22 protein-coding genes are annotated in these 21,225 nt (G+C 72.1%); 9 read left to right on the top strand and 13 right to left on the bottom strand.

Annotated elements, in window-relative coordinates:
- Positions 1-88: 88 nt before the first annotated feature.
- From ACH41F_RS30305 to ACH41F_RS30290, 4 genes are all read right to left on the bottom strand, one after another.
- The gene (locus ACH41F_RS30305; RefSeq protein ID WP_391231813.1) at positions 89-1,081 is read right to left on the bottom strand and encodes a protein kinase; all 993 of its coding nucleotides are present in this window, start codon (positions 1,079-1,081) and stop codon (positions 89-91) included.
- Entirely contained in the window at positions 1,071-1,610 is a 540-nt protein-coding gene (locus ACH41F_RS30300) for a hypothetical protein (protein ID WP_391231811.1), read from the bottom strand. The genes ACH41F_RS30305 and ACH41F_RS30300 overlap by 11 nt, the downstream gene beginning before the upstream one ends.
- A gap of 120 nt (positions 1,611-1,730) precedes the next feature.
- The gene (locus tag ACH41F_RS30295) at positions 1,731-4,073 is read right to left on the bottom strand and encodes an FHA domain-containing protein (protein ID WP_391231810.1); all 2,343 of its coding nucleotides are present in this window, start codon (positions 4,071-4,073) and stop codon (positions 1,731-1,733) included.
- A gap of 100 nt (positions 4,074-4,173) precedes the next feature.
- Positions 4,174-4,584, bottom strand: a complete 411-nt coding sequence (locus ACH41F_RS30290) for a hypothetical protein (protein ID WP_391231809.1) — start codon at positions 4,582-4,584, stop codon at positions 4,174-4,176.
- 345 nt (positions 4,585-4,929) lie between these two features.
- On the opposite strand from ACH41F_RS30290, the gene ACH41F_RS30285 reads away from it, so the two are divergent.
- A complete protein-coding gene (locus ACH41F_RS30285) occupies positions 4,930-5,310 on the top strand; it encodes a nuclear transport factor 2 family protein (protein WP_391231807.1) in 381 nt (126 codons plus the stop codon).
- A 66-nt stretch (positions 5,311-5,376) separates the two neighbouring features.
- Positions 5,377-5,652, top strand: coding sequence for a DUF1905 domain-containing protein (locus ACH41F_RS30280; RefSeq protein WP_391231805.1), 276 nt, complete (start codon positions 5,377-5,379; stop codon positions 5,650-5,652).
- Positions 5,653-5,663: 11 nt separating this feature from the next.
- Here ACH41F_RS30280 and mgrA read toward each other — a convergent pair whose 3' ends face one another.
- The gene (mgrA, locus tag ACH41F_RS30275; RefSeq protein ID WP_391231804.1) at positions 5,664-6,659 is read right to left on the bottom strand and encodes an L-glyceraldehyde 3-phosphate reductase; all 996 of its coding nucleotides are present in this window, start codon (positions 6,657-6,659) and stop codon (positions 5,664-5,666) included.
- Between the two features lie 128 nt (positions 6,660-6,787).
- Between mgrA and ACH41F_RS30270 the strand changes: the two genes are divergently transcribed.
- The 3 genes from ACH41F_RS30270 (at position 6,788) to ACH41F_RS30260 (ending at position 9,804) form a co-directional block, all read left to right on the top strand.
- On the top strand, positions 6,788-7,705 hold the full coding sequence (locus ACH41F_RS30270) for a LysR substrate-binding domain-containing protein (protein ID WP_391231802.1): 918 nt from the start codon (positions 6,788-6,790) through the stop codon (positions 7,703-7,705).
- 67 nt (positions 7,706-7,772) lie between these two features.
- On the top strand, positions 7,773-9,266 hold the full coding sequence (locus ACH41F_RS30265; RefSeq protein WP_391231801.1) for a carotenoid oxygenase family protein: 1,494 nt from the start codon (positions 7,773-7,775) through the stop codon (positions 9,264-9,266).
- 28 nt (positions 9,267-9,294) lie between these two features.
- Entirely contained in the window at positions 9,295-9,804 is a 510-nt protein-coding gene (locus ACH41F_RS30260) for a DUF664 domain-containing protein (protein ID WP_391231800.1), read from the top strand.
- Here ACH41F_RS30260 and ACH41F_RS30255 read toward each other — a convergent pair.
- Positions 9,792-10,856 carry an adenosine deaminase gene (locus tag ACH41F_RS30255; protein WP_391231798.1) on the bottom strand — a complete coding sequence of 355 codons (1,065 nt, stop codon included), beginning with the start codon at positions 10,854-10,856 and terminating at the stop codon, positions 9,792-9,794. The two genes, ACH41F_RS30260 and ACH41F_RS30255, sit on opposite strands and share 13 nt — an antisense overlap.
- A 138-nt stretch (positions 10,857-10,994) precedes the next feature.
- The gene (locus ACH41F_RS30250) at positions 10,995-11,384 is read right to left on the bottom strand and encodes a VOC family protein (protein WP_391231797.1); all 390 of its coding nucleotides are present in this window, start codon (positions 11,382-11,384) and stop codon (positions 10,995-10,997) included.
- 204 nt (positions 11,385-11,588) lie between these two features.
- On the opposite strand from ACH41F_RS30250, the gene ACH41F_RS30245 reads away from it, so the two are divergent.
- The gene (locus ACH41F_RS30245; protein ID WP_391231796.1) at positions 11,589-12,050 is read left to right on the top strand and encodes a pyridoxamine 5'-phosphate oxidase family protein; all 462 of its coding nucleotides are present in this window, start codon (positions 11,589-11,591) and stop codon (positions 12,048-12,050) included.
- 122 nt (positions 12,051-12,172) lie between these two features.
- Positions 12,173-13,147, top strand: a complete 975-nt coding sequence (gene sph, locus ACH41F_RS30240) for a sphingomyelin phosphodiesterase (protein ID WP_391231795.1) — start codon at positions 12,173-12,175, stop codon at positions 13,145-13,147.
- Here sph and ACH41F_RS30235 read toward each other — a convergent pair whose 3' ends face one another.
- From ACH41F_RS30235 to ACH41F_RS30215, 5 genes are all read right to left on the bottom strand, one after another.
- Complete coding sequence (locus ACH41F_RS30235) at positions 13,148-14,041, bottom strand: aldo/keto reductase (protein ID WP_391231794.1); 894 nt, start codon at positions 14,039-14,041, stop codon at positions 13,148-13,150.
- 55 nt (positions 14,042-14,096) lie between these two features.
- Entirely contained in the window at positions 14,097-14,594 is a 498-nt protein-coding gene (locus ACH41F_RS30230) for a hypothetical protein (RefSeq protein ID WP_391231793.1), read from the bottom strand.
- 423 nt (positions 14,595-15,017) lie between these two features.
- Positions 15,018-15,680 carry a hypothetical protein gene (locus ACH41F_RS30225; protein ID WP_391231792.1) on the bottom strand — a complete coding sequence of 221 codons (663 nt, stop codon included), beginning with the start codon at positions 15,678-15,680 and terminating at the stop codon, positions 15,018-15,020.
- A gap of 136 nt (positions 15,681-15,816) precedes the next feature.
- Positions 15,817-17,196, bottom strand: coding sequence for an aldehyde dehydrogenase family protein (locus ACH41F_RS30220; protein WP_391232339.1), 1,380 nt, complete (start codon positions 17,194-17,196; stop codon positions 15,817-15,819).
- Between the two features lie 65 nt (positions 17,197-17,261).
- Positions 17,262-17,699, bottom strand: a complete 438-nt coding sequence (locus ACH41F_RS30215) for a MarR family transcriptional regulator (protein ID WP_391231791.1) — start codon at positions 17,697-17,699, stop codon at positions 17,262-17,264.
- Positions 17,700-17,777: 78 nt separating this feature from the next.
- Here ACH41F_RS30215 and ACH41F_RS30210 point away from each other — a divergent pair, with 78 nt between their 5' ends.
- Complete coding sequence (locus tag ACH41F_RS30210; RefSeq protein ID WP_391231790.1) at positions 17,778-18,890, top strand: ABC transporter substrate-binding protein; 1,113 nt, start codon at positions 17,778-17,780, stop codon at positions 18,888-18,890.
- 95 nt (positions 18,891-18,985) lie between these two features.
- A complete protein-coding gene (locus ACH41F_RS30205; protein ID WP_398838307.1) occupies positions 18,986-20,029 on the top strand; it encodes an acyl-CoA dehydrogenase family protein in 1,044 nt (347 codons plus the stop codon).
- Between the two features lie 10 nt (positions 20,030-20,039).
- Here the strand turns inward: ACH41F_RS30205 and ACH41F_RS30200 are convergent, their stop codons facing one another.
- Complete coding sequence (locus ACH41F_RS30200) at positions 20,040-21,185, bottom strand: LLM class flavin-dependent oxidoreductase (RefSeq protein ID WP_391231788.1); 1,146 nt, start codon at positions 21,183-21,185, stop codon at positions 20,040-20,042.
- Positions 21,186-21,225 lie beyond the last annotated feature (40 nt).

Raw genomic sequence — 21,225 nt, 5'->3', positions numbered from 1 at the left:
CTCGTACTGGGCGTACTCGGGCTTTCGGGCGGTGCGGCGAGAGTGCGTGCCGGGCGTCGCGCGGCAGAGGCCACTTTCGCAACAGGCCCTAGCCGCCTCTGAAGACCGGCCGGGCCCACGGCGGCGGTTGCCTCGGGCCCTCGCGGGGGATTCCCACGACCCTCAGGTCCACCTCCGTGGGCGGGTGGCCGCCGGGGTGGTCGGCGGTCGTCACGGCCAGGCGCAGGGCCGCCACGAAGGCGAGGCAGGAGTCGTAGCGGTCGTCGGGGCTCTTGGCGAGGCCGCGCGCGAACACGGCGTCGACGGCCGGGGCGAGGTCGGGGCGGGACTCCGTGAGCGGGGGCGGCTCGTCGTACTGGTGGGCCCACAGCAGGGCCATGTCGTCGTCCCGCAGGAACGGGGGGCGCCCGGCGAGGGTTTCGTAGACGACACAGGCGAAGCCGTAGACGTCGCAGCGCCCGTCGACCGGCTTGCCGGAGATCTGCTCCGGGGCCACGTAGTCCAGGGTGCCGACGAACTGGCCGACCGTGGTGAAGCCGGTCAGCGACAGCGACTTCTTGGTCAGGCCGAAGTCGGTGAGGTAGGCGTGCTCGGGGTGGTCGCTGTCGGTGCCGCGGGCGACCAGGATGTTGCCGGGTTTGACGTCCCGGTGGACCAGCCCGTGGTCGTGGGCCGCGTCCAGCGCGGAGGCGATCTGGGCGGCGATGCGCAGACCGGCCGCGGGGGTCAACGGGCCCTGGCGGTCCAGGAGATGACGCAGGTCGCTGCCCTCGACGTACCGCATCGCGATGTACAGCACGTCGTCCGTCTCACCGGCCTCGAAGACGGGGACGATGTGCGGGTGGTCGATGGAGGCGGCGGCCCGGGACTCGTGGGTGAAGCGGCGGCGGAAGGTGTCGTTGCGGGCGAGTTCGGGGGCGAGCAGCTTGAGGGCGACGGTGCGCTCCAGGCGCAGGTCGAGGGCCCGGTAGACGACGGCCATGCCGCCCCGGCCGATCTCGCGCTCGATGCGGTAGCCCGCGATGGTCCGCCCGATCAGCTCGGAGGGCCGTCCGGAGAACAGGCTCGTGTCACGGGCCATCGGGCGTCACGACCTGGGTGGCGGCATGGTCCGCGGGGGCGGTGCGGGGCGGCTCGTCGGCCGCGTAGGTGTTCAGTCGGGTGCCGTCGGCGTACACCCAGCGGCCGTGCTGGGCGTCGTAGAGCCAGACGGACTCGCCGTCGACGACCACGCCGATGCGCTGTCCGCGGGTGCGGGCCTGGAAGGCCTCGCCGTCGAGGCCGCCCGCGGCCCGTTCCTCCACCGCGGCCCGGTAGCCGGCCAGGGCCTGCTCGGCGCGGGCCAGCAGCGGACGCGGATCGGCGGTGCGGGCGAGCGCGCTGTCCGCGGCGGGCGGATCCGGGGGTACGGCGACCAGGCAGCGGCCGTCGACCCAGGCCGACCAGCCGTTGGCGCACAGCACGTGACCCCAGTCGCCGCGCCGCTCCACCAGCTGCACCGGCAGCAGCGGGTCGAGGGGGACCGTGGGCCGGGCGGGGTCGGGGGCGTCCCAGGCGGCCATGCCGTTCTGCGGGACGACGTGAGTGGGCCGGAAGCCGGGGGTCACCATCCCGCACACCCGCTTCCGCGCCCGGAGTCCCGCGCCGTCATCGAGCGCGCCCGCGGCGGTGGGTCGTCATCATGCGGGCCTGCCTTCGCACCCGGGGTCGTCGGTCGTCATGGGCTTCCCCTACTTCCGCAGCACGGCCGGTTCGTGCCGGCGCAGCAGCCGGGACACGGCGAGGCCGAAGACGGCCGACAGCACGACCAGCATGGTCACGTCGAGCAGCCACACTCCCGTCGAGTGGCGCAGGAGCGGGTCGGCGGTCAGCTCGCCGGGCACGATCCGGGCGAGGCCCACCGTGCCCGCCATCGCGCCCAGCGCCCAGCGCGAGGGCACCAGCCAGGACAGCTGCTCCAGACCCGGCACCCCGTCGAGCTTCAGCAGGGCGCCGCAGAAGACCACCTGGACGATGGCGAGCAGCACCAGCAGCGGCATCGTCACCTCCTCCTTGCGCACCAGCGCCGAGACCAGCAGGCCGAGCATCATCGCGGTGAACGCCAGCAGCGCGACGGCGACGGTGATCTCGACCAGGGGCGGCATCAACACGCCTTCGCCGCCGGGCGCGTTGAGGTCGACGCCGAACAGGCCGACCAGGGTCAGGACGACCGCCTGGAGCACGGTGACCGCGCCGAGCACGACGACCTTGGAGAGCAGATACGCCGATCTGGACAGGCCGACGGCGCGTTCGCGCTGGTAGATCGTGCGTTCCTTGACCAGTTCGCGCACCGCGTTGGCCGCGCCGGTGAGCACTCCGCCGACGCACAGGATGAGCAGCGCGTTCATCGCCGTCTCCTGGGTCAGCGCGCTGCCCGCCAGCGCACGGGCCATCGCGCCCATCACGAACGGCAGGGCGATCATGATGGCCAGGAAGGTCCGGTCGGCGGCGAGCGCGGTGGCGTAGCGGCGGATCAGGGTGCCGAGCTGGGCACCCCGGCTGCGCGGCCTGGGCGGCGGGGCGATGACGACGGGGCCCGAGCGCGGCACCCGGGGCTGGCCGGTGGCATCGCTGACGTACCGCCGCTGGAAGGACGAGGCGCGGAACTCCCCCGCCCAGTCCCGGTCCTGGTCGCGCTCGAAGGCCTCGAAGGCCTCGGGCCACTGCTGGTAGCCGAAGTAGGCGAGGGTGTCCTCGGGCGGGCCGTAGTAGGCGATCCTCCCGCCGGGGGCGAGGACGAGGAGCCGGTCGCAGACGTCCAGGCTGAGGACACTGTGGGTGACGACGATGACGGTACGGCCGTCGTCGGCGAGGCCGCGCAGCATGTGCATCACCGAGCGGTCCATGCCGGGGTCGAGGCCGGAGGTCGGCTCGTCGAGGAAGAGCAGGGACGGCTTGGTCAGCAGTTCCAGGGCGACGCTGACGCGCTTGCGCTGGCCGCCGGAGAGGCTGTGCACGGCCTGGTCGGCGCGCTGCTCCAGGCCCAGTTCGCGGATGACCTCCTCGACCCGTGCCCGCCGCTCGGCCTTGGCGGTGTCCTGCGGGAAGCGCAGTTCGGCGGCGTAGGAGAGGGCGGCACGGACGGTGAGCTGGGCGTGCAGGATGTCGTCCTGCGGGACCAGTCCGATGCGCTGGCGCAGCTCGGCGTAGTCGCGGTAGAGATCGCGGCCGTCGTACAGGACGGTGCCGTGGTCGGCGGGGCGCTGGCCGGTCAGGGCGCCGAGCAGGGTGGACTTGCCCGCGCCGCTGGGTCCGACCACCGCGAGCAGGCACTTCTCCCCCACCGGGAACGACACCTGGTCCAGGAGGGTCTTGCGCCCGTGGTCGACGGCGACCGAGAGGTCCTGCACGTCGAGGGAGACCTCGCCGGTGTCGACGTACTCCTGGAGTTCGTCGCCGACCAGGCAGAACGCGGAGTGGCCGATGCCGACGACGTCACCGGGGCCGAGCGGGGCGCGGGTGACGGGGCCGCCGTTGAGGTAGGTGCCGTTGTGGCTGCCGAGGTCGACGATCTCGTAGCTGCCGTCGGGGAGGGCGCGCAGCTCGGCGTGGCGGCGGGAGACGACCAGGTCGTCGATGACGAGGTCGTTGTCGGCGGCGCGGCCGATGCGAACGGTGCGGGAGGGCAGCGGCCTGACGGTGGTGGGCTGGCGGAAGGTGCCGGTCAGGGCGGGCATGGACACCGCGGAGGGGCGCTCCCGGGGCACCAGCGGAGCGGTGCCGGTCAGCACCGCCCGAGGGCCGTCGGAGGGGCTGCCGAAACGGATCACGCTGCCGGGTCCGACGCTCCACTCGTCGATGCGCCGGCCGTCGGCGTAGGTGCCGTTCGTGCTGTGCTCGTCCTCCAGGGTCCAGTGGTCGGCCTCGGGCCGCAGCACCGCGTGGTGCCAGGAGACCCGGGCGTCGTCGATGAAGATGTCGCTCAACGGATCGCGTCCGACGTGATAGTCGCGGCTCGGACTCATCACCGTGGAGCCCGAGTCGGTCTCCAGGACGAGTTCGGGCGCAGTCGGCGCGTTCGGCCGCTCTGCCATGCCGGAATTCTATCGATCCGTACGGATATGCGCCTGTCCGGGCTCCGGGAGGACGGCTGTCCGTCCGGATATGCGCCGGTCCGCACCCCGGGAGGGCGGCTCAGCCCACGGAGACGACCAGCGCCGGGATGGTCCGCTGCATCCGCAGGGCGTCGACCGACTCGGCGAGCAGCTCGTACTCGGTGGTCTCGTCGAAGGTGGCGATCCGGATCAGCCGGCCCGCCGCCAACTCGTCGGCCACCCGCTCCTGTTGGGCGTCGTCACAGCACCAGGCACGCAGCACGGCGGGGACGTCGGGGACGGTGTCAGCGACCGGGACAAGCGCGTTCGGCGGGATCCCGCCGACGTCGGGCCGGGGGTCCAGGCGCTCGGCGATCCATGACGCCCGGTCGCGCAGCCACCACAGCGCGAGCGCGAGGGTGGGGGCACGGTAGCTGCCCAGGGGCACGCCGATACGTTTCCCCTCGCAGGTTCCGTACGCGGTGACATGGCACAAAAATTCGTCGTGCACGTTCACTCCCCCGTCGCGTCGTGCGCCTTTCGGCTTGCCTCGCTTTCGGTGCGGCTCGCGTGCTGCGGGTACCGTGGATCATGTGCGGTGTGTGATCACATCCTCGCTGGATGTGAACGTCCTGTCAGTTGAGTATGTTCACTAGCGAAACACTGTCACCACGGTTTTTTGGCCACTCTCCTGGCATATTCACCACCGGAGTTGGCCGAAATGCGGCGGGCCTCACCATGACGTGAGAGGTAATCGACGGGCCGCTTCGGCGCGGGCAGGCTGTCGGTACCGGGTCACCCCAGCGGGACCCGGCCCATGACCAGCGAATACGACCTCGACGGAGGCTGATTTCTCATGCCCGCCACCACCGACCGTTACGAGAGTGCCGTCGCGCGTTACTTCGAGGCCTGGAACGCCCTCGACCCGGAGACCCTGACCAAGGCGGTCGCGGCCGCCTGGTCCGCCGACGGCACCTACACCGACCCGCTGGCCGAGGTCGCCGGACACGAGGGGATCGCCGCGGTGATCGCGGCGGCGCACGAGCAGTTCCCGGGTTTCGCCTTCCGCCCCACCGGGGTGGTCGACGGCCATCACGACACCGCCCGCTTCTCCTGGGAGCTGGTGAACGAGGCCGACGGCAGCGCGCCCGTCGCCGGTTTCGACGTGATCACCCTGGACGAGCAGGGCCGCATCCGGTCGGTCCTCGGCTTCCTGGACCGGGTGCCCGCCGCCTGACGATGAGTTCCGCCGCTCGCGGTGGTCTTCTCAGGAGGGGACCACCGCGAGCGAGAGGCGACGACCATGAGCGTGAAACTGGACCGGGAGTTCACCGCCGAGCTGGTCAGAAGCCCGAACGAGGGTGGCTGGACCTATCTGGTCTGGCCCGAGTCGGTCGCGTTCTTCGGCACGCGCGGTCTGGTGAAGGTGCGCGGCACGATCGACGGGCACCCCTTCCGCAGCTCCTTCATGGCCCTCGGCGACGGCAGGCACAAGCTGCCCGTGAAGGCCGAGGTGCGTGAGGCCATCGGCAAGGAGGCGGGCGACACGGTGACCGTCCGCCTCCAGGAACGCCTCTGAACGAAACGGCGCTACTTCTTGAGCACCGCGTCGATGCGGGCCAGCTCCTCGTCGTCGAAGTCGAGGTTGCGGATGGTGCCGACGCTGTCCTCGATCTGCTGCGGGCTGCTCGCGCCGACGAGGGCGGAGGTGACCCGGCCGCCGCGCAGCACCCAGGCCAGCGCCATCTGCGCCAGCGTCTGACCACGGGACTGGGCGATGTCGTTCAGCTCGCGCAGCTGGGCGACGAGGTCCTCGGTGACGGCGTCGGAGTTCAGGAAGGGGCTGTCGCTCGCGGCCCGCGAGTCCTCGGGGATGCCGTCGAGGTAGCGGCCGGTGAGCAGACCCTGCTCCAGCGGGGAGAAGACGATCGAACCGGCCTGGACCTCGTCCAGGGCGTCCAGCACGCCCTCCTCCTCGGGACGCCGGTCCAGCATCGAGTAGCGCGGCTGGTGGATCAGCAGCGGGGTGCCCAGCTCGCCGAGGATGCGGGCCGCCTCGCGGGTCTGCTCGGCGTCGTAGTTGGAGATGCCGACGTACAGCGCCTTGCCCTGCTGGACCGCCGTGTGCAGGGCGCCCATCGTCTCCTCCAGCGGAGTCTCCGGGTCGGGGCGGTGCGAGTAGAAGATGTCGACGTAGTCCAGGCCCATCCGGGTCAGGCTCTGGTCCAGCGAGGACAGCAGGTACTTGCGCGAGCCCCACTCGCCGTACGGGCCGGGCCACATCAGATAGCCGGCCTTCGTGGAGATGACCAGCTCGTCGCGGTAGCCGGCGAGGTCGGACTTCAGGGCCTCGCCGAAGGCGGACTCGGCGGCGCCGGGCGGCGGACCGTAGTTGTTGGCGAGGTCGAAGTGGGTGACGCCGAGGTCGAAGGCGCGGCGCAGGATGGCGCGCTGCGTCTCGACGGTTCGGTCCGCCGGGCCGAAGTTGTGCCACAGACCGAGCGAGATCGCGGGGAGCTTCAGACCGCTGCGTCCGGTGCGCCGGTAGGGCATGTCCGCGTAGCGGTCGGGGTGTGCGGTGTACAACGCGACTCCAGAGGGGTTGACACGGTGGGGGCGGCTTGCCTGAGAACCGCCTTCCTACTCTTTCGTGACCTGTGGGCATTGGTCCAACAGAAGAATCCGATGGAATTCAGCGGATACGCTTCTGAGTCATGGAACTGCGCCATCTCCAGCACTTCGTCGCGGTCGCCGAGGACCAGCACTTCACCCGGGCCGCCGAACGCCTGCTGGTGTCCCAGTCGGGCCTGTCCGCGTCCATCCGGGCGCTGGAGCGGGAACTCCAGACACCGCTGTTCGTCCGTACCACCCGACGGGTGACGCTCACCCCGGCCGGGCGGGCGCTGCTGGGTGAGGCGGAGCGGATCCTGGCACAGGTGCGGTCGGCCCACGAGGCGGTCGCCGCGGTGCAGGGGGTGCTGCGCGGCATGCTCACGCTCGGCTCGGAGCAGTGCATCGCCGGGGTGCACGTGGCGGGCCTGCTCGCCGCGTTCCGGCGGGCCCATCCGGACGTGGAAATCTGTCTGCGGCAGGCGGGCTCGGGCGCGCTCGCGGAGGAGGTCGCGGCCGGGCGCCTGGACCTGGCGTTCGCGGTACGGGGGCAGCAGGAGGACCTCGACCAGCTCAGGGTCGTCCCGCTGTCGGGCGAGTCGATGACCGTCCTGTGCCATCCGAGCCACCGGCTGGCACGGGCCGGCGCCGCCGTGACCCCGGAGGACCTCGCCGGCGAGGTCTTCGTCGACTTCCACCCGGACTGGGGGCCGCGCCGGACCACCGACGCCGCGTTCGCGGCTGCCGGAGTGCGCCGGTCGGTCGCGCTGGAGGTCAACGACGTGCACAGTCTGCTCGACCTGGTGGACGAAAGCCTGTGCGTCGCCGTCGTGCCCCGCCACTTCCGGCACAAGCGGCCGGGACTGACCGCCCTGCCGGTCAAGGGCACCGGCGAGACCGTGTACGAGACGGTCGCCCTGCTGCCGCCCGAGCAGGCCACCAGCCCGGCGGCCCGGGCCCTGATGGCGCTGCTGGAAACAGGGGGTCTGGATACACCCCAGGAGGGGGCCCAGCGCTCCTGACCCGGCCCGTCCCCGACCGCAGACTCGTGACCGTCCCTCACGACAACCACGGTCAGGAGTACGGAAGATGACGGACCACACGCGACGGAACGTACTGCGCGGCGCGGCGGCGATCGCGGCGGCCGGCGGACTGGTCGGCACCGGCGCGGGAGCACGCCCGGCCGTCGCGGCGCCCCAGGCGCCCACCACACGGCACTTCCCCTTCCTGGAGGGCGCGTTCGCACCCGCCACCCAGGAGCTGACGGCCTTCGACCTGCCGGTCACCGGGCGCGTACCGCACGACCTCAACGGCCGCTACCTGCGCAACGGCCCCAACGTCCTGGGGCTCGAAGACCCCCGCGCCCACCACTGGATGCTCGGCGAGGGCATGGTGCACGGCGTCCGACTGCGCGAGGGCCGCGCCGAGTGGTACCGCAACCGCTGGGTGCGCTCCTCGCAGGTGGCGAAGAAGCTCGGCGAGCCGTATCCGGGCCCGGTGCCGCCGGACGACTTCCCCTGCAACACCCATGTGATCGGGCACCGGGGACGCATCCTCGCGCTCCAGGAGAGCGGGCCGCTGCCCTACGAACTCGACGACGAGCTCAACACCGTGGGCACGTACGACTTCCGGGGCACCCTGGAGGGCGCGTTCACCGCGCACACCAAGTTCGACGCCCGGGCCGGCGAGCTGCACGCCATCGCCTACTACCCGACCTGGGACCACGTCCGCCACCTGGTCGTGGACCCGACGGGACGGGTGTCCCGCAGCACCAGGATCCCGGTCGCGGACGCGCCGATGATCCACGACTTCGCCCTCACCGAGCATTACGTCGTCATCCTCGACATGCCGGTCACCTTCGACCCGGCGGGCGCCGAACGCGGCGACCTCGTCCCGTACGTCTGGAACGACCGGCACCCGGCACGGGTCGGCGTGCTGCCGCGCAAGGGCGGCGAGGTCCGCTGGTTCGAGGCCGACCCGGTCTTCTACTCGCACACCCTCAACGCGTACGAGGAGGGCCCGTACATCGTCGTCGACACGACGAACTTCGACGCGCCGTTCCTCGTCGCCGGCAACGGCTCGGGCGGCCCCTACGGAGCGGGCACCCCGAGGCTCGACCGCTGGACGATCGACCTGCGCCACGGCCGGGTGCGGACCAGGACCCTGGACGACCGCCCGCAGGAGTTTCCCCGCGTGAACGAGGCGCTCGTGTCCCGCCGGCACCGCTACGGCTACGCGGCGGCGTCCGCCGAGATGACGCTGGCCTACATGGCGGTCGACGGCAGCCCGCCCGACCGGGCCTTCGGCAACGCCCTCATCAAGCACGACCTGTTCCGCGGCACGACCGAGGTCCACCGGCTGCCCCGGGGCGCCGCGGCGAGCGAGGCCGTGTTCGTGCCGCGCGAACACGCCAGGGCCGAGGACGACGGGTACGCCATCGCGTACGTGCACGATCCCGATCGCGGGGCGTCCGACCTGGTGATCCTCTCGGCGCAGGACTTCACCGGCGCGCCGCTGGCCCGCATCCATCTGCCGGGGCGGGTGCCGCTCGGCTTCCACGGCAGCTGGATTCCGGACGCATGAACCGGCCGGGTGCGCGATGGTGGACGGTATGCATGCCAAGGACATCCTCATCGACGGATACAGCCGCATCCAAGAAGAAGTCCACGCCGCCGTCGAGGGCCTGGGCCCCGACGACCTCAACGCCCGGCCCGGCCCGGAGGCGAACTCCATCGCCTGGCTGGTCTGGCACCTCACCCGGATCCAGGACGACCACCTCGCCGACGCCTTCGGCCTGGAGCAGGTGTGGCTCGCCCAGGAGTGGCAGAAGCGCTTCAACCTCGACCTGCCACCCGAGGACCACGGGTACGGCCACACCTCCGCCCAGGTCGCGAAGGTGCGGGTCGACTCCGCGGAGCTGCTGACCGGCTACTACGACGCCGTCCACGCGCAGAGCCTCAGGGCGCTGGGCGGGCTGACCGCGGCGGACCTGGAACGGGTCGTGGACACGAACTGGGATCCGCCGGTCACCCTGGGCGTCCGCCTGGTCAGCGTCCTGGCCGACGATCTGGAGCACGCCGGACAGGCCGCCTACGTCCGCGGGCTGCTTCAGAGCGCGTAGCCCGGCAGGACGACGCCCTCGATGAGGGCCTTGCGCTCGTCGAACGGGATGAACGCGCTCTTGAGGGCGTTCACCGTGACGGTGCGCAGGTCCTCCAGCGTCCAGCCCGCCTCCTCGACCAGCAGGGACATCTCGCGGGTCATCGTGGTGCCCGACACGAGCCGGTTGTCGGTGTTGAGGGTGACGCGGAAGCCCAGGTCCTTCAGGGCGGTGATGGGGTGCTCGGCGATGGAGTCGGCGGCGCCGGTCTGGAGGTTGGAGGTCGGGCACATCTCCAGGGCGATTCGGCGGTCGCGCACCCACCCGGCGAGTCGGCCGAGCTTGCCGTCGACGATGTCGTCGGTGATGCGGACGCCGTGGCCGATGCGCTGGGCGCCGCAGACCTGCACGGCCTGGTGGATGCTGGGCAGGCCGTGGGCCTCTCCGGCGTGGATGGTGAACGGCACGCTCTCGCGGCGCAGGTGCTCGAAGGCGGCGAGGTGGTCGGCGGGCGGGAAGCCGTCCTCGGCGCCCGCGATGTCGAAGCCGACGACACCGGCGTCACGGAAGGCGACCGCGAGGTCGGCGGCCTCGGCCACCCGGTCGAACATCCGCATCCCGCACAGCAGCGTGCCGACCCGGACCGGCGTCCCGGCGGCCGCGGCCTTCGCCATACCGGCCGCGAGGCCCTCCTGGACGGTCTCGACGACCTCGGCCATGGTCAGCTCGCCGTTGGTGTTGAGCTCGGGGGCGTAGCGCACCTCGCCGTAGACGACACCGTCGGCGGCGAGGTCCAGGACGTACTCCTCGGCGGTGCGCAGCAGGCCCTCGCGGGTCTGCATCACGGCGAGGGTGTGCTCGAAGGTGGCTATGTAGCGGACCAGGTCGCCGGAGTTGGCGGCGTCGTAGTACCAGGCGGCCAGCTCGTCCGGGTCGGTGGTGGGCAGGGTGTGGCCGACCGCGGCCGCGAGTTCCACCACGGTGGTGGGGCGCAGGCCGCCGTCGAGGTGGTCGTGCAGGACGGCCTTGGGGAGGCGGCGGATCACATCGGCGTCTACGCGCGTAGCAGTCATGGCAGGGTCTTTCTTCGAGCGGGGCGGTTCAGGGAGCTGGGGGGTTCAGGGAGCTGAGGGCTTCAGGGGCGGGGCGGTCCAGCGAGCCGGCTGCAAGGGCGGGCCAGGGTCAGCCGGCCGGCTGGAGCGGGCGGAGTGTCAGCCGGCCGGCTGGAGCAGGTCCCAGCGGTTGCCGTACAGGTCCTGGAAGACGGCCACCGAGCCGTAGGGCTCGTGGCGCGGCTCCTCCAGGAAGGTCACGCCGGCGGCACTCATCCGCGCGTGGTCACGGGCGAAGTCGTCGGTGTGCAGGAAGAAGCCGACGCGCCCGCCGGTCTGGTCGCCGACCCGGCCGCGCTGGGCATCGTTTTTGGCGCGGGCCAGCAGCAGGGCGGTGCCGCCCTCCGCGGCCGGCTCCACGACGACCCAGCGGGAGCCGTCGGGGCGCGGGGCGTCCTCGGCGAGCCGGAAGCCGAGGGCCTCGGTGTAGAAGCGGATCGCCTCGTCGTAGTCGTCGACGACGAGGGTGACCAGGGCGATGCGTCTCATCGGAGCCTTTCGGAGGGCGTCGGGGGAGGATGCCGTGGGCCGGTGCCGGGGGGCGGGTGCCAGGGGCGATTAGCGGAAGAGGTTATACGTAAAACTTGGTGAACGCCAGTTCTTGTGGCGGGGTCCGGCCTAGGACCCTTGGCTGAGCGAGCGCCCGCCCTGGGACCGACGCTGGGCCGGTCGTGCGGCGGTTAGCGTCCGGGTATGAAGATCGACGAGCCGCCGCCGCGCAGTGGCGCCGAGCGCAAGAGGGATGTCCTGGGACGCCTGGAGGGGGAGACCGACATCTGGGTGGCCTCGGCGGACGGTGACGGGGTGCCGTGCATGGTGCCGCTCTGGTTCGTCTGGCACGCCGAGCGCGTGTGGCTGGTGACCCGGGTGACCAACCCGACCGGCCGCAATCTGCGGGACGGGGGCCGCACCCGTCTGGCCCTGGCGGACACGCGGGATGTCGTGCTCGTCGACGGTGACGTCCGCACGCACCCCCTGACCGAGGTACCGGCCGAGGCCGCCGAGGCGTTCCTGGCCAAGACCGGCTGGGATCCACGGCAGGACAGCCCGTCGTACGCCTTCTTCGAGGTGCGGCCCACCGCGGTACAGGCCTGGCACGAGCAACGCGAGCTGCCCCGACGGCATCTCATGCGGGACGGGGGCTGGCTGGTCTGAGGTGGCCGAGCCGGACGTACCACTGCCCGACGTTCTTTCCCCGCACGGGAGTTACCTGGGAGTAATCACCGGTGGTTTGATGTGCGGCGCCACTCAAACCCTCCACCCTCAAGGGAGATCCAGTGACGCCTCTCGCACCGCGCCGCACCCTCGGCGCGACCCTGCTCGCCCTCGCCCTCGCGGCCACCGCCGCGCCCGCCGCCACGGCCGCCCCCGAGGTGACGCCCGTGCGGGTGCTGACGTACAACGCCTTTCTGTTCAGCAAGACGCTCTATCCGAACTGGGGTCAGGACCACAGGGCCGCGGAGATCCCCAAAGCCTCCTTCTTCCACGGCAACGACGTCGTGGTGCTCCAGGAGGCGTTCGACAACTCCTCGTCGGACGCGCTGAAGAGAGCGGCGGCGGGCGAATACCCGTACCAGACGCCGGTGGTGGGGCGGAGCAAGGACGGCTGGGACGCGACCGGCGGGGCGTACTCGGCGACGACACCCGAGGACGGCGGGGTCGCGGTGCTCAGCAAATGGCCGGTGCTGCGCAAGGAGCAGTATGTGTTCAAGGACGCGTGCGGGGCCGACTGGTGGTCCAACAAGGGCTTCGCGTATGTGGTGTTGAACGTCGGCGGGGCACGTGTGCATGTGGTCGGCACGCATGCGCAGTCGACGGACCCGGGGTGCGGTGCCGGTGAGGCGGCGGCGATGCGGGCCCGGCAGTTCAGGGCGATCGACGCGTTCCTGGACGCCAAGAACATCCCCGCGGGCGAGCAGGTCGTCGTGGCCGGCGATCTGAACGTCGACTCGCGTTCCGCCGAGTACGCCTCGATGCTCGTCGACGGAGGGCTCGTCGGCGCCGACGCGCGCACCGGGCACCCGTACTCCTTCGACACCGGCGCGAACTCGGTCGCCCGGGAGCGCTACCCGGACGACCCGCGCGAGGACCTGGATCACGTCCTGTACCGCGCGGGTCACGCCCGTCCGTCGGTGTGGCGCAACGAGGTCGTCAAGGAGGAGTCGGCGCCCTGGACGGTGTCGAGCTGGGGCACCGACCACACCTACACGAACCTGTCCGACCACTATCCCGTGATCGGCCACACGGACTGATCAACCCCTCGGCATGTGCGCCGAGTTGAGCTTGGCCAGCTCGTCCTCGGTCAGCCGGATCGCCCCGGCCGCCACGTTCTCCACGAGGTGGTCGGGGTTGCCGGTGCCGGGGATGGCGAGTACGTGCGGGCCCTGGTGCAGGGTCCAGGCGAGGCGAATCTGGGCGGGGCTCACACCTTGGGCGCGGGCGACCGCGAGCACCTCGTCGTCGTGGCTGCCGGTCGCGCCGTGCTCGCCCGCGTCACCGGCGACCGCGTAGAACGGGACGTAGGCGATGCCCTGTTCGCCGCAGACGCGCAGGAGTTCGTCGGGGCGGTCCAGGGCGCAGCGGTTCTGGACGCTGACCACCGGGGCGATGGCCTGGGCCTCGGTGAGGTGACGGGGTTCCACGGACGAGATGCCGAGGTGGCGGATCAGTCCGGCCTCACGCAGGTCGGCGAGGGCGCCGAAGTGCTCGGCGATGGAGTCCTGTCGCATGCGGCGCAGGTACACCAGGTCCAGGTGGTCGCGGCCCAACTGGCGCAGGTTCTCCTCGACATGGCCGCGCAGGTCCTCGGGGCGGGCGGAGGTGCCCCACTCCCCCGACCAGTCACGGAAGGGGCCGACCTTGGTGGCGACGACCAGGTCTTCGGGGTAGGGGGCCAGCGCGGTGTTGATCAGTTCGTTGGCGGAGCGCAGGGAGGAGAAGTAGAAGGCCGCCGTGTCGATGTGGTCGACGCCGAGCTCGATCGCCTTGCGCAGTACGGCGATCGCGCGGTGCCGGTCGCTCGGGGTGCCGTGGTGGAAGGCGGCGCTGCCCGTCAGCCGCATCGCGCCGAGGCCGAGGCGGTTGACGGTGAGGTCGCCGAGCTTCCACGTGCCCGCGGCGTCCGCGGTGATCGTTTCGGAGGTCATCAACGGAGTGTCACACAGGGTTCGGGGGTGAGCGGTGTCTTTACGGACCCGTGCGTCAGCTCCGCCAGCGCGGGGCCTCGTCGTCGGGGACGTCCGGGGAGCCGAAGTGGAAGGGGACCCCGAGGTGGTCGGCCAGGGCCCGGCCCGCCTCGGTCGCGCGGGCGCTCGGTGAGGGTGCGCCCCGGCGGTGGTGGACGATCGCCAGGTGGCCCTCCCCGGCGGGGTCGTCCAGGACGGCGACCAGCACCACGAACCAGTCGTGGACGGTGTCGCCGTCCCAGAGGGCCTCGACGGCGGCCACCCGGCCCGGGAGCGCCGCCGCGCGCGCCGCGAGCGAGGGGGTGTCGAGGGGATCGGGGGGCCGGAACCGCACGCGGTCGCCGAGGGCCTCGTAGCGCGCCTGGACCACGATCTCCGCTTCGCGCAGGCCCAGTCCCAGCGGTTTCAGGGCCTCCCAGACCGACTTCAGCGCCATGATCCGGCGGTCGTTCAGCACGTCGTCGTCGACGCTGTGCCGGGTCCGTTCCTCCAGGTAGTCCCACCAGCCGCTCATCGGGTGGCCGGGTGCGGGGGTTGGGTGTGCGTCATGGCTGGACCGTACGGCATGCGCCGTGGCAGGTGGCGAGCCGACTCCCATACACCGGGTGTCATGGCGCCATCGGATCGCTGGAGCCAGAGGAGGGGGCGAGCCGGCTCCCGCACACCGGGGGTCGCGGCGCCATCGGATCGCAGGCGCCGCAGGAGGGGGGGCGAGCTGGCTCCCCCGTACACCGGGTGTCATGGCGCCATCGGATCGCAGGCACCGCAGGAGAGGGCGAGCAGGCTCCCACACACCGGGTGTCGCGGCGTCACCGGATCGCAGGCGCCGTAGGACGAGGCGAGCCCGACGCCGTAGAGCGTGCGTCCGCTGACCAGGGCGCGCCCGGTGAGCGGTTGAGGGACCTCGGGTCCTCCGCGCGTGGACGGTGGTCATCCGTCAGGGGGTCGCCCGGCCCGCGTCCGGGCGGGCCCGGACGACCACGACCTCGTCGTGGAGTTCCGTGGGTGGCAAGTCCAGCCCGGCCCAGAGCGCGGCGGCGGCGAGCAGGTTGAACGGGCGGTGCGGTGCGCACCGGACGTCGGTGGTGAGGTCGGGCAGACGCTCGGCCAGTCCCCGGGCGGCCGCCTCGGCGTCGGCGGCGTGCGGTCCGGCGGCCGTGGGAACGGGCTTGCCGGCGCCGGAGACCAGGGCCTCGGCGAGGAGGAGACAGGGGCCGTCGGGGGCCGTCCAGCGGTCGGGGCGGGTGGTGGCCGCCGTGCCGGGGAGTACGTCGGCCAGGCGCGCGAGCAGCCACGCGGCCTGGGCGAGGCCGGTGGCCAGGGCGCCGGCGCCCGCTCCGGCCGACCAGGGCCGGTTTCCCTCGCCGGCCCGCGCCCGGCCCAGGCCCCGCCAGTCGTCCGGCACGGGTACGGACACGGGCGCCTCCAGCACGAGCGCCGCCCTGCCGTCCGACATCAGCCCCTCGGCCAGTGCGCGGACGGCCGTCTCCGGATCGCTCCCCTGGGCCACGAGCTCCGGCGCGGGGGCGTCGACCGCCGCCCACGCGAACCGGCCCAGAGCCACGGAACCGATGTCGACTCCCACAACACGTGTGCGCATGGAACCAGTTCACCACGGACAACCTCAGCGGCGTCCGGCATCACCTGGGGGATGGCCGCGGGTACGGCCCCGTCCGTCGCGACGGGCCTCGGCCGGGCGGTCGCCGCAGGTACGCCGCCGGTCCACCCCACGCGCCTCAGCCGAGCGGCTTGTCCAGCACTGCCTTGCGGTGGCTGAAGGTCTCGATCGAGTAGCGCCCGTGGTAGTTGCCCATGCCGCTCTCACCCACGCCGCCGAACGGCAGGTCGGAGACGGTGAGATGGGCGAGCGGGAGGCCGTGGCCCAGGCCGCCGGAGGAGGTCTCGGCGGCGATCCGGTCCCGTGTGTCGCGCGACTCGCTGAAGACGTACAGGGCGAGGGGCTTGTCGCGGTCATTGATGAAGTCGATGGCGCCGTCGAGGTCGGGGACGGTGACGATGGGCAGGATCGGGCCGAAGATCTCCTCCCGCATGACGGGCGAGGCGGGGTCGACGTCGGCGAGCACGGTGGGCGCGATGTACTTGCTCGTACGGTCGGTGGCGCCGCCCACGACGACCCGCCCGGAGTCGAGCAGTCCGCTCAGCCGGTCGAAGTGGCGTTCGTTGACGATGCGGCCGTATTCGGCGGAGGTCGACGCGTCGGTGCCGAACAGGGCCTCGACCGCCTTGGTGAGCGCGGGCTCCAGCGCGGCCGCGGTCTCCGGGTCGGTCAGGACGTAGTCGGGGGCGACGCAGGTCTGGCCCGCGTTGAGGAACTTGCCGCGGGCCAGCCGGTCGGCGACGACGCTGAGGTCGGCGTCGCGGTCGACGAACGCCGGGGACTTGCCGCCGAGTTCGAGGGTGACCGGGGTGAGGTGTTCGGCGGCGGCGCGCATCACGATGCGGCCGACCGTGCCGTTGCCGGTGTAGAAGATGTGGTCGAAACGCTCCGCCAGCAGGGCCGTGGTCTCCGGGACGCCGCCCTCGACGACCGCGAAGGCCTCGGTGTCGAGGAAGGCGGGCAGCAGCCGGGCGAGGGCGGCGGAGGTGGCGGGGGCCAGCTCGCTGGGCTTGACCACGACCGCGTTCCCGGAGGCCAGGGCGCCCACGACGGGGGCGAGGAGGAGCTGGGCCGGGTAGTTCCAGGGGGCGATGACGAGGACCACGCCGAGCGGGTCGACCTGCGTCCAGGCGGTGGCGTCGGTGCCGAGGTGCGGCGGCACGGGGGCGGGCTCGGGGCGCAGCCAGTCGTCCAGGTGGTCGAGGGTGTGGTCGATCTCGCGGATCACGAAGTCGATCTCGGTGCGGTAGGCCTCGGTGGTGCTCTTGCCCAGGTCGGCGTGGAGGGCACCGGCGAGATCGGTGCCGTGCTCGGTGAGCATCTCGCGCAGGCGCCGCAGCTGGGTGGTGCGCCATGCGACGGGCTTGGTGCGGCCGGTGCGGAAGGTGGCGCGCAGCCTGGCCACGATGTCGGCGGGCTGCTCGAGGGTGGGCTGGTTCATGGTGCCTCGCTGGTGCTGCGCGGCCGCTGGGCACGGCCTCGGATGGTTGGATGTAATTGCCAACCTTTTCTGCGGCGGAATACATTCCCCTACCACGTAAGTAACTTTCCGCTACACCGCGATCACACCCGAACGGAGCCCTCCAAGGCCCCCGCGAGTTTCTCCAGCAGGGTGCGCAGTTCGAGCGCGTCGCCCTCGTCGAGCGTGGGCCAGTCGGCGCGGACCACACCGTCGACACGTCGCCAGTACTCCTCACCGCGCGGAGTGCGGTGGACGAGGACGCGGCGCCGGTCCAGCGGGTCGACGCGGCGGTGGACCAGGTTCTGGTCGACGAGGTGGTCGACGAGCTTCGTCAGCGTCGGCGGCGGCAGGAACGCGGCCTCGGCTATCGCCGTCATGTGCTGCCCCTCCCCCTCGGACAGCAGCCCGAGCACCCGCCAGGTGTCCAGGGAGCAGCCCTCCGCCTCCAGAGCGGCCTGGAGGCGGCGCGCGGCCAGCCGCTCGACCCGGGTCAGAAGCTGCACGAGGTCGCGGGGCGGACGCGCGGATGAGGTGGGCATCGTGCTCCTAGGTCACGGGGTGTGTACATCGTATGAGACGGGCTGGAGTTCACCGGGCGGACCGGAAATCATGACGGCATGTTCCGGCACGTTCCCCCCGCGGCCGAGTGGTTCACTGCCGACGACTCCGTGCTCGGCGTGGCCCTCGTGTTCCCGATGCAGGGTCCGGCCGGGATGTTCGGGCCCACCTGCGAGCTGTGCGCGCAGCTGGCGGCCGAGGAGGTCAACCGGGCGGGCGGGGTGCTGGGCCGGGAGGTGCGGCTGGTTCCCGTGGACGGCGGGCGGACACCGCGGGAGATCGCCGACCACGTCGAGGCCCTGGTGGACCTGGGGGTCGTGCGGGGCGTCACGGGTTGGCACATCTCCTCGGTCCGGCAGGCCCTGGCGCCGCGGATCGCCCACCGGGTGCCCTACGTCTACACCGCCCTGTACGAGGGCGGCGAGCACACCGCCGGGGTGTTCCTGACGAGCGAGACGCCACGCGACCAACTGAGGCCCGCCATACGGCTCTTGACGCACGAGCGGCGGGTGCGTCGCTGGTTCGTCGTCGGCAACGACTATGTGTGGCCCCGGCGTACGGCACGGGCGGCGCAGGGGTACGCGCGCGAGTGCGGCGGCGCGGTCGAGGCGGAGGCCTATCTCCCGCTCGGCACGCACGACTTCGGACCGGTGCTGCGGCGCATCGAGCGGTCCGGGGCGGACGCGGTGCTCATGCTGCTGGTGGGCAGCGACGCGGTGCGCTTCAACCGGGCTTTCGCCGCCTGCGGGTTGGCGGCGCGCTGCCTCCGGCTCAGCACCCTCATGGACGAGAACATGCTGCTGGCGAGCGGCCCTTCGGCCACCGAGGAGCTGTACAGCACCGCCGGCTTCTTCGCCTCGCTCGCCAACCAGGACACCCTGGACTTCCACGGCCAGTACGCCCAGCGGTACGGCATCGAGGCGCCCACGCTCGGCAGCCTCGGCGAATCCTGCTACGAGGGGGTGCTGTTGCTCGCCGCACTCCTCAAGCGGGCCGGGACGCTGGACGTGACGGCGATCGGCGCGGCGGCCGGGACGGTGTCGTACGAGGGGCCGCGCGGGCTGCTGCACCTGCGGGGCCGGCATGTGCGGCAGCGGATCTATCTGGCGCGCGCCGACGGGCTGGACTTCGACGTCCTCACCGAGCTCGATCCTGGGGACCGGCGGCCCTGAGGCTCCGGGGCGGCCCGGCGCGCGCAGGTCACCCGGTGCGGCATCGCGTCACCCGGTGCGGCATCGCGGGCCGCGGGGTCGGGAGAATCCCTTTCATGACCATCGCAGCGCACCCGCTCGTCGCCCGGGCCCAGGAGCTCGCCGACCGTCTCCTCGCCCCTCAGGCGGCCCTCGTCGACCGGTCGGAGGTGCCCGCGAGTCACCTTCAGGCGATCCGACGGTCGGGGCTGCTGGGTGTGAGCGCGCCGCGCGCGTACGGCGGGGCGGGTGCCCCCGACCCGGTGGCGCGGGAGATCCAGGAGATCCTGGCGGGGGCGTGCTGCTCGACCTGGTTCGTGCAGACGCAGCACCACACTCCGGTACGGATGCTCGCCAAGACCGAACTCCCGGTGCGTGAACGCCTGTTGGGCCCGTTGGCGACCGGCGGCCTGCTGGCCGGCATCGCCTACGCCCATGTCCGCGCCTTTCCCCGGGTCCTGGTGCGGGCGACGGCGGATCAGGACGGCTGGCGGTTCGACGGGACCGTGCCCTGGTACACGGGCTGGGGCCTGAACGACGTGCTGCTGCTCGCGGGCGTGACCGACTCCGACGAGATCGTGTTCGCGTTCGCCGAGGCCCGCGAGCAGCCGGGACTGCGGGCCTCCGAGCCGATGCGGCTGGCCGCGCTCACCGCCGCCCGCACGGTCTCCCTCGAGCTCACGGGTCTGTGGCTGCCGGAGGAGAGCGTGGCCTTGCACACCCCGCGCGAGAAGTTCGCCCTCGTCGACCTGCCCCGCAGCACCAACGCCTCCCCGGCCGTCTTCGGGGTGGCGTACGCCGCGGTCCGCGTGCTGGAGGAGAACGGGGAGGCGGGGACGGCCCAGGAACTGCGCGGCCTGGTCGACGAGGTGCGGCGGCAGGCGTACGAGCTGGCCGAGCACCCCGTCGCACACGAGCGCGTCGAGGAACGCCTGGCGCTGAAGAAGCGGTCGTACGACCTGATGCGCGCGGCCACGACGGCGGCGGTCGTGGCCGGGGGCGGCCGCACCATGGACGTCGACCACCCCGCCCAACGGCTGTTCCGGGAGGGGATGTTCCTGCTGGTGCAGGGGCAGACGTCGGTGGTGCGGCGGGCGCACCTCGACGCGCTGGCGTGCTGAGCCAGGTGCGTCAGCTCGCGAACGGCACCTGCGCGGCAGGGGTGTTGTCCGAAGCGAACGGATGGCGCCACAGCCCCTGTGCGGCCAGCCGGGGCAGCACGCCCTCGCCGAACCAGTACGCCTCCTCCAGGTGCGGATACCCGGAGAGCACGAACTCGTCGATACCGAGGGCGTGGTACTCCTTGATCCGCTCGGCGACCTCGTCGTGGCTGCCGACCAGGGCGGTGCCCGCGCCGCCGCGGACCAGGCCGATGCCGGCCCACAGGTTGGGGTGGATCTCCAGGCCGTCCCGACCGCCACCACCGTGCAGGGCGAGCATCCGCCGCTGGCCCTCGGACTCGCTGCGGGCGAGCCCCGCCTGGACGGACCGCACGGTCTCGGGGTCGAATCCCGCGAGCAGCCGGTCGGCTTCCGCCCACGCCTGTTCGGCGGTGTCGCGGGTGATGACGTGCAGCCGGATGCCGAAGCGGAGGGTGCGCCCGTGCCGGGCGGCCAGTCCCCGGATCCAGGCGATCTTCTCGGCGACCTGGGACGGCGGCTCACCCCACGTCAGGTACACGTCGACGTGCTTGGCCGCCACCTCCCCGGCGATCGGCGAGGAGCCGCCGAAGTACACCTCGGGGACCGGGTCAGGCACCCGGGCCAGCCGCGCGTCCTCGACCCGGAGGTGCTCGCCCTTGAGGTCGACCGTCTTGCCTTCCCACAACCCCCTTACGACCTCCAGGAATTCGTCGGTACGGCGGTAGCGGTCGTCCTTGTCGAGGAAGTCTCCGTAGGCCCGCTGCTCGTGGCTCTCGCCGCCGGTGACGACGTTGAGCAGGAGCCGTCCGCCGGACTGCCGTTGGAAGGTGGACGCCATCTGCGCGGCCAGGGTCGGGGAGACGAAGCCGGGCCGGAAGGCGACCAGGAACTTCAGCCGCTCGGTGTTCTGGCTGACCATGGCCGTGGTCAGCCACGCGTCCTCGCACCAGGCTCCGGTCGGCGTGAGCGCGCCGACGAAGCCGAGGGTCTCGGCGGCGCGGGCGATCTGGCTCAGGTAGGCCACCGTCGGCGGCCGGTCCCGTCCGGAGACGGTGGCCGGGGTGCCGTGACCGCCGCCGACGACGTCGCGGCTGTCGCCGTTGGTGGGAAGGAACCAGTGGAAGGTGAGGGACACGTGGGGAACTCCGATCGAGGTTTTCGGGGCTGTGGGCGCC

It is taken from the genome of Streptomyces sp. NPDC020489, assembly GCF_044386545.1.
Lineage (GTDB): Bacteria > Actinomycetota > Actinomycetes > Streptomycetales > Streptomycetaceae > Streptomyces.
Note: the sequence above shows the minus strand (reverse complement) of the source record. Positions and strands in the feature narration are given on the sequence as shown.

Bases quoted from the DNA above. Each gene is read 5' to 3' on its own strand.
- ACH41F_RS30270 (WP_391231802.1), top strand. From the start codon at position 6,788: ATGGAACTGCGCCATCTCCAGCACTTCGTCGCGGTCGCCGAGGACCAG.
- ACH41F_RS30305 (WP_391231813.1), bottom strand. From the start codon at position 1,081: ATGGCCCGTGACACGAGCCTGTTCTCCGGACGGCCCTCCGAGCTGATC.
- ACH41F_RS30255 (WP_391231798.1), bottom strand. From the start codon at position 10,856: ATGACTGCTACGCGCGTAGACGCCGATGTGATCCGCCGCCTCCCCAAG.
- ACH41F_RS30265 (WP_391231801.1), top strand. From the start codon at position 7,773: ATGACGGACCACACGCGACGGAACGTACTGCGCGGCGCGGCGGCGATC.
- ACH41F_RS30210 (WP_391231790.1), top strand. From the start codon at position 17,778: ATGTTCCGGCACGTTCCCCCCGCGGCCGAGTGGTTCACTGCCGACGAC.
- ACH41F_RS30285 (WP_391231807.1), top strand. From the start codon at position 4,930: ATGCCCGCCACCACCGACCGTTACGAGAGTGCCGTCGCGCGTTACTTC.
- ACH41F_RS30230 (WP_391231793.1), bottom strand. From the start codon at position 14,594: ATGAGCGGCTGGTGGGACTACCTGGAGGAACGGACCCGGCACAGCGTC.
- ACH41F_RS30280 (WP_391231805.1), top strand. From the start codon at position 5,377: ATGAGCGTGAAACTGGACCGGGAGTTCACCGCCGAGCTGGTCAGAAGC.
- ACH41F_RS30235 (WP_391231794.1), bottom strand. From the start codon at position 14,041: ATGACCTCCGAAACGATCACCGCGGACGCCGCGGGCACGTGGAAGCTC.
- ACH41F_RS30245 (WP_391231796.1), top strand. From the start codon at position 11,589: ATGAAGATCGACGAGCCGCCGCCGCGCAGTGGCGCCGAGCGCAAGAGG.
- ACH41F_RS30225 (WP_391231792.1), bottom strand. From the start codon at position 15,680: ATGCGCACACGTGTTGTGGGAGTCGACATCGGTTCCGTGGCTCTGGGC.
- ACH41F_RS30260 (WP_391231800.1), top strand. From the start codon at position 9,295: ATGCATGCCAAGGACATCCTCATCGACGGATACAGCCGCATCCAAGAA.
- ACH41F_RS30295 (WP_391231810.1), bottom strand. From the start codon at position 4,073: ATGGCAGAGCGGCCGAACGCGCCGACTGCGCCCGAACTCGTCCTGGAG.
- ACH41F_RS30250 (WP_391231797.1), bottom strand. From the start codon at position 11,384: ATGAGACGCATCGCCCTGGTCACCCTCGTCGTCGACGACTACGACGAG.
- ACH41F_RS30215 (WP_391231791.1), bottom strand. From the start codon at position 17,699: ATGCCCACCTCATCCGCGCGTCCGCCCCGCGACCTCGTGCAGCTTCTG.
- ACH41F_RS30205 (WP_398838307.1), top strand. From the start codon at position 18,986: ATGACCATCGCAGCGCACCCGCTCGTCGCCCGGGCCCAGGAGCTCGCC.
- ACH41F_RS30300 (WP_391231811.1), bottom strand. From the start codon at position 1,610: ATGGTGACCCCCGGCTTCCGGCCCACTCACGTCGTCCCGCAGAACGGC.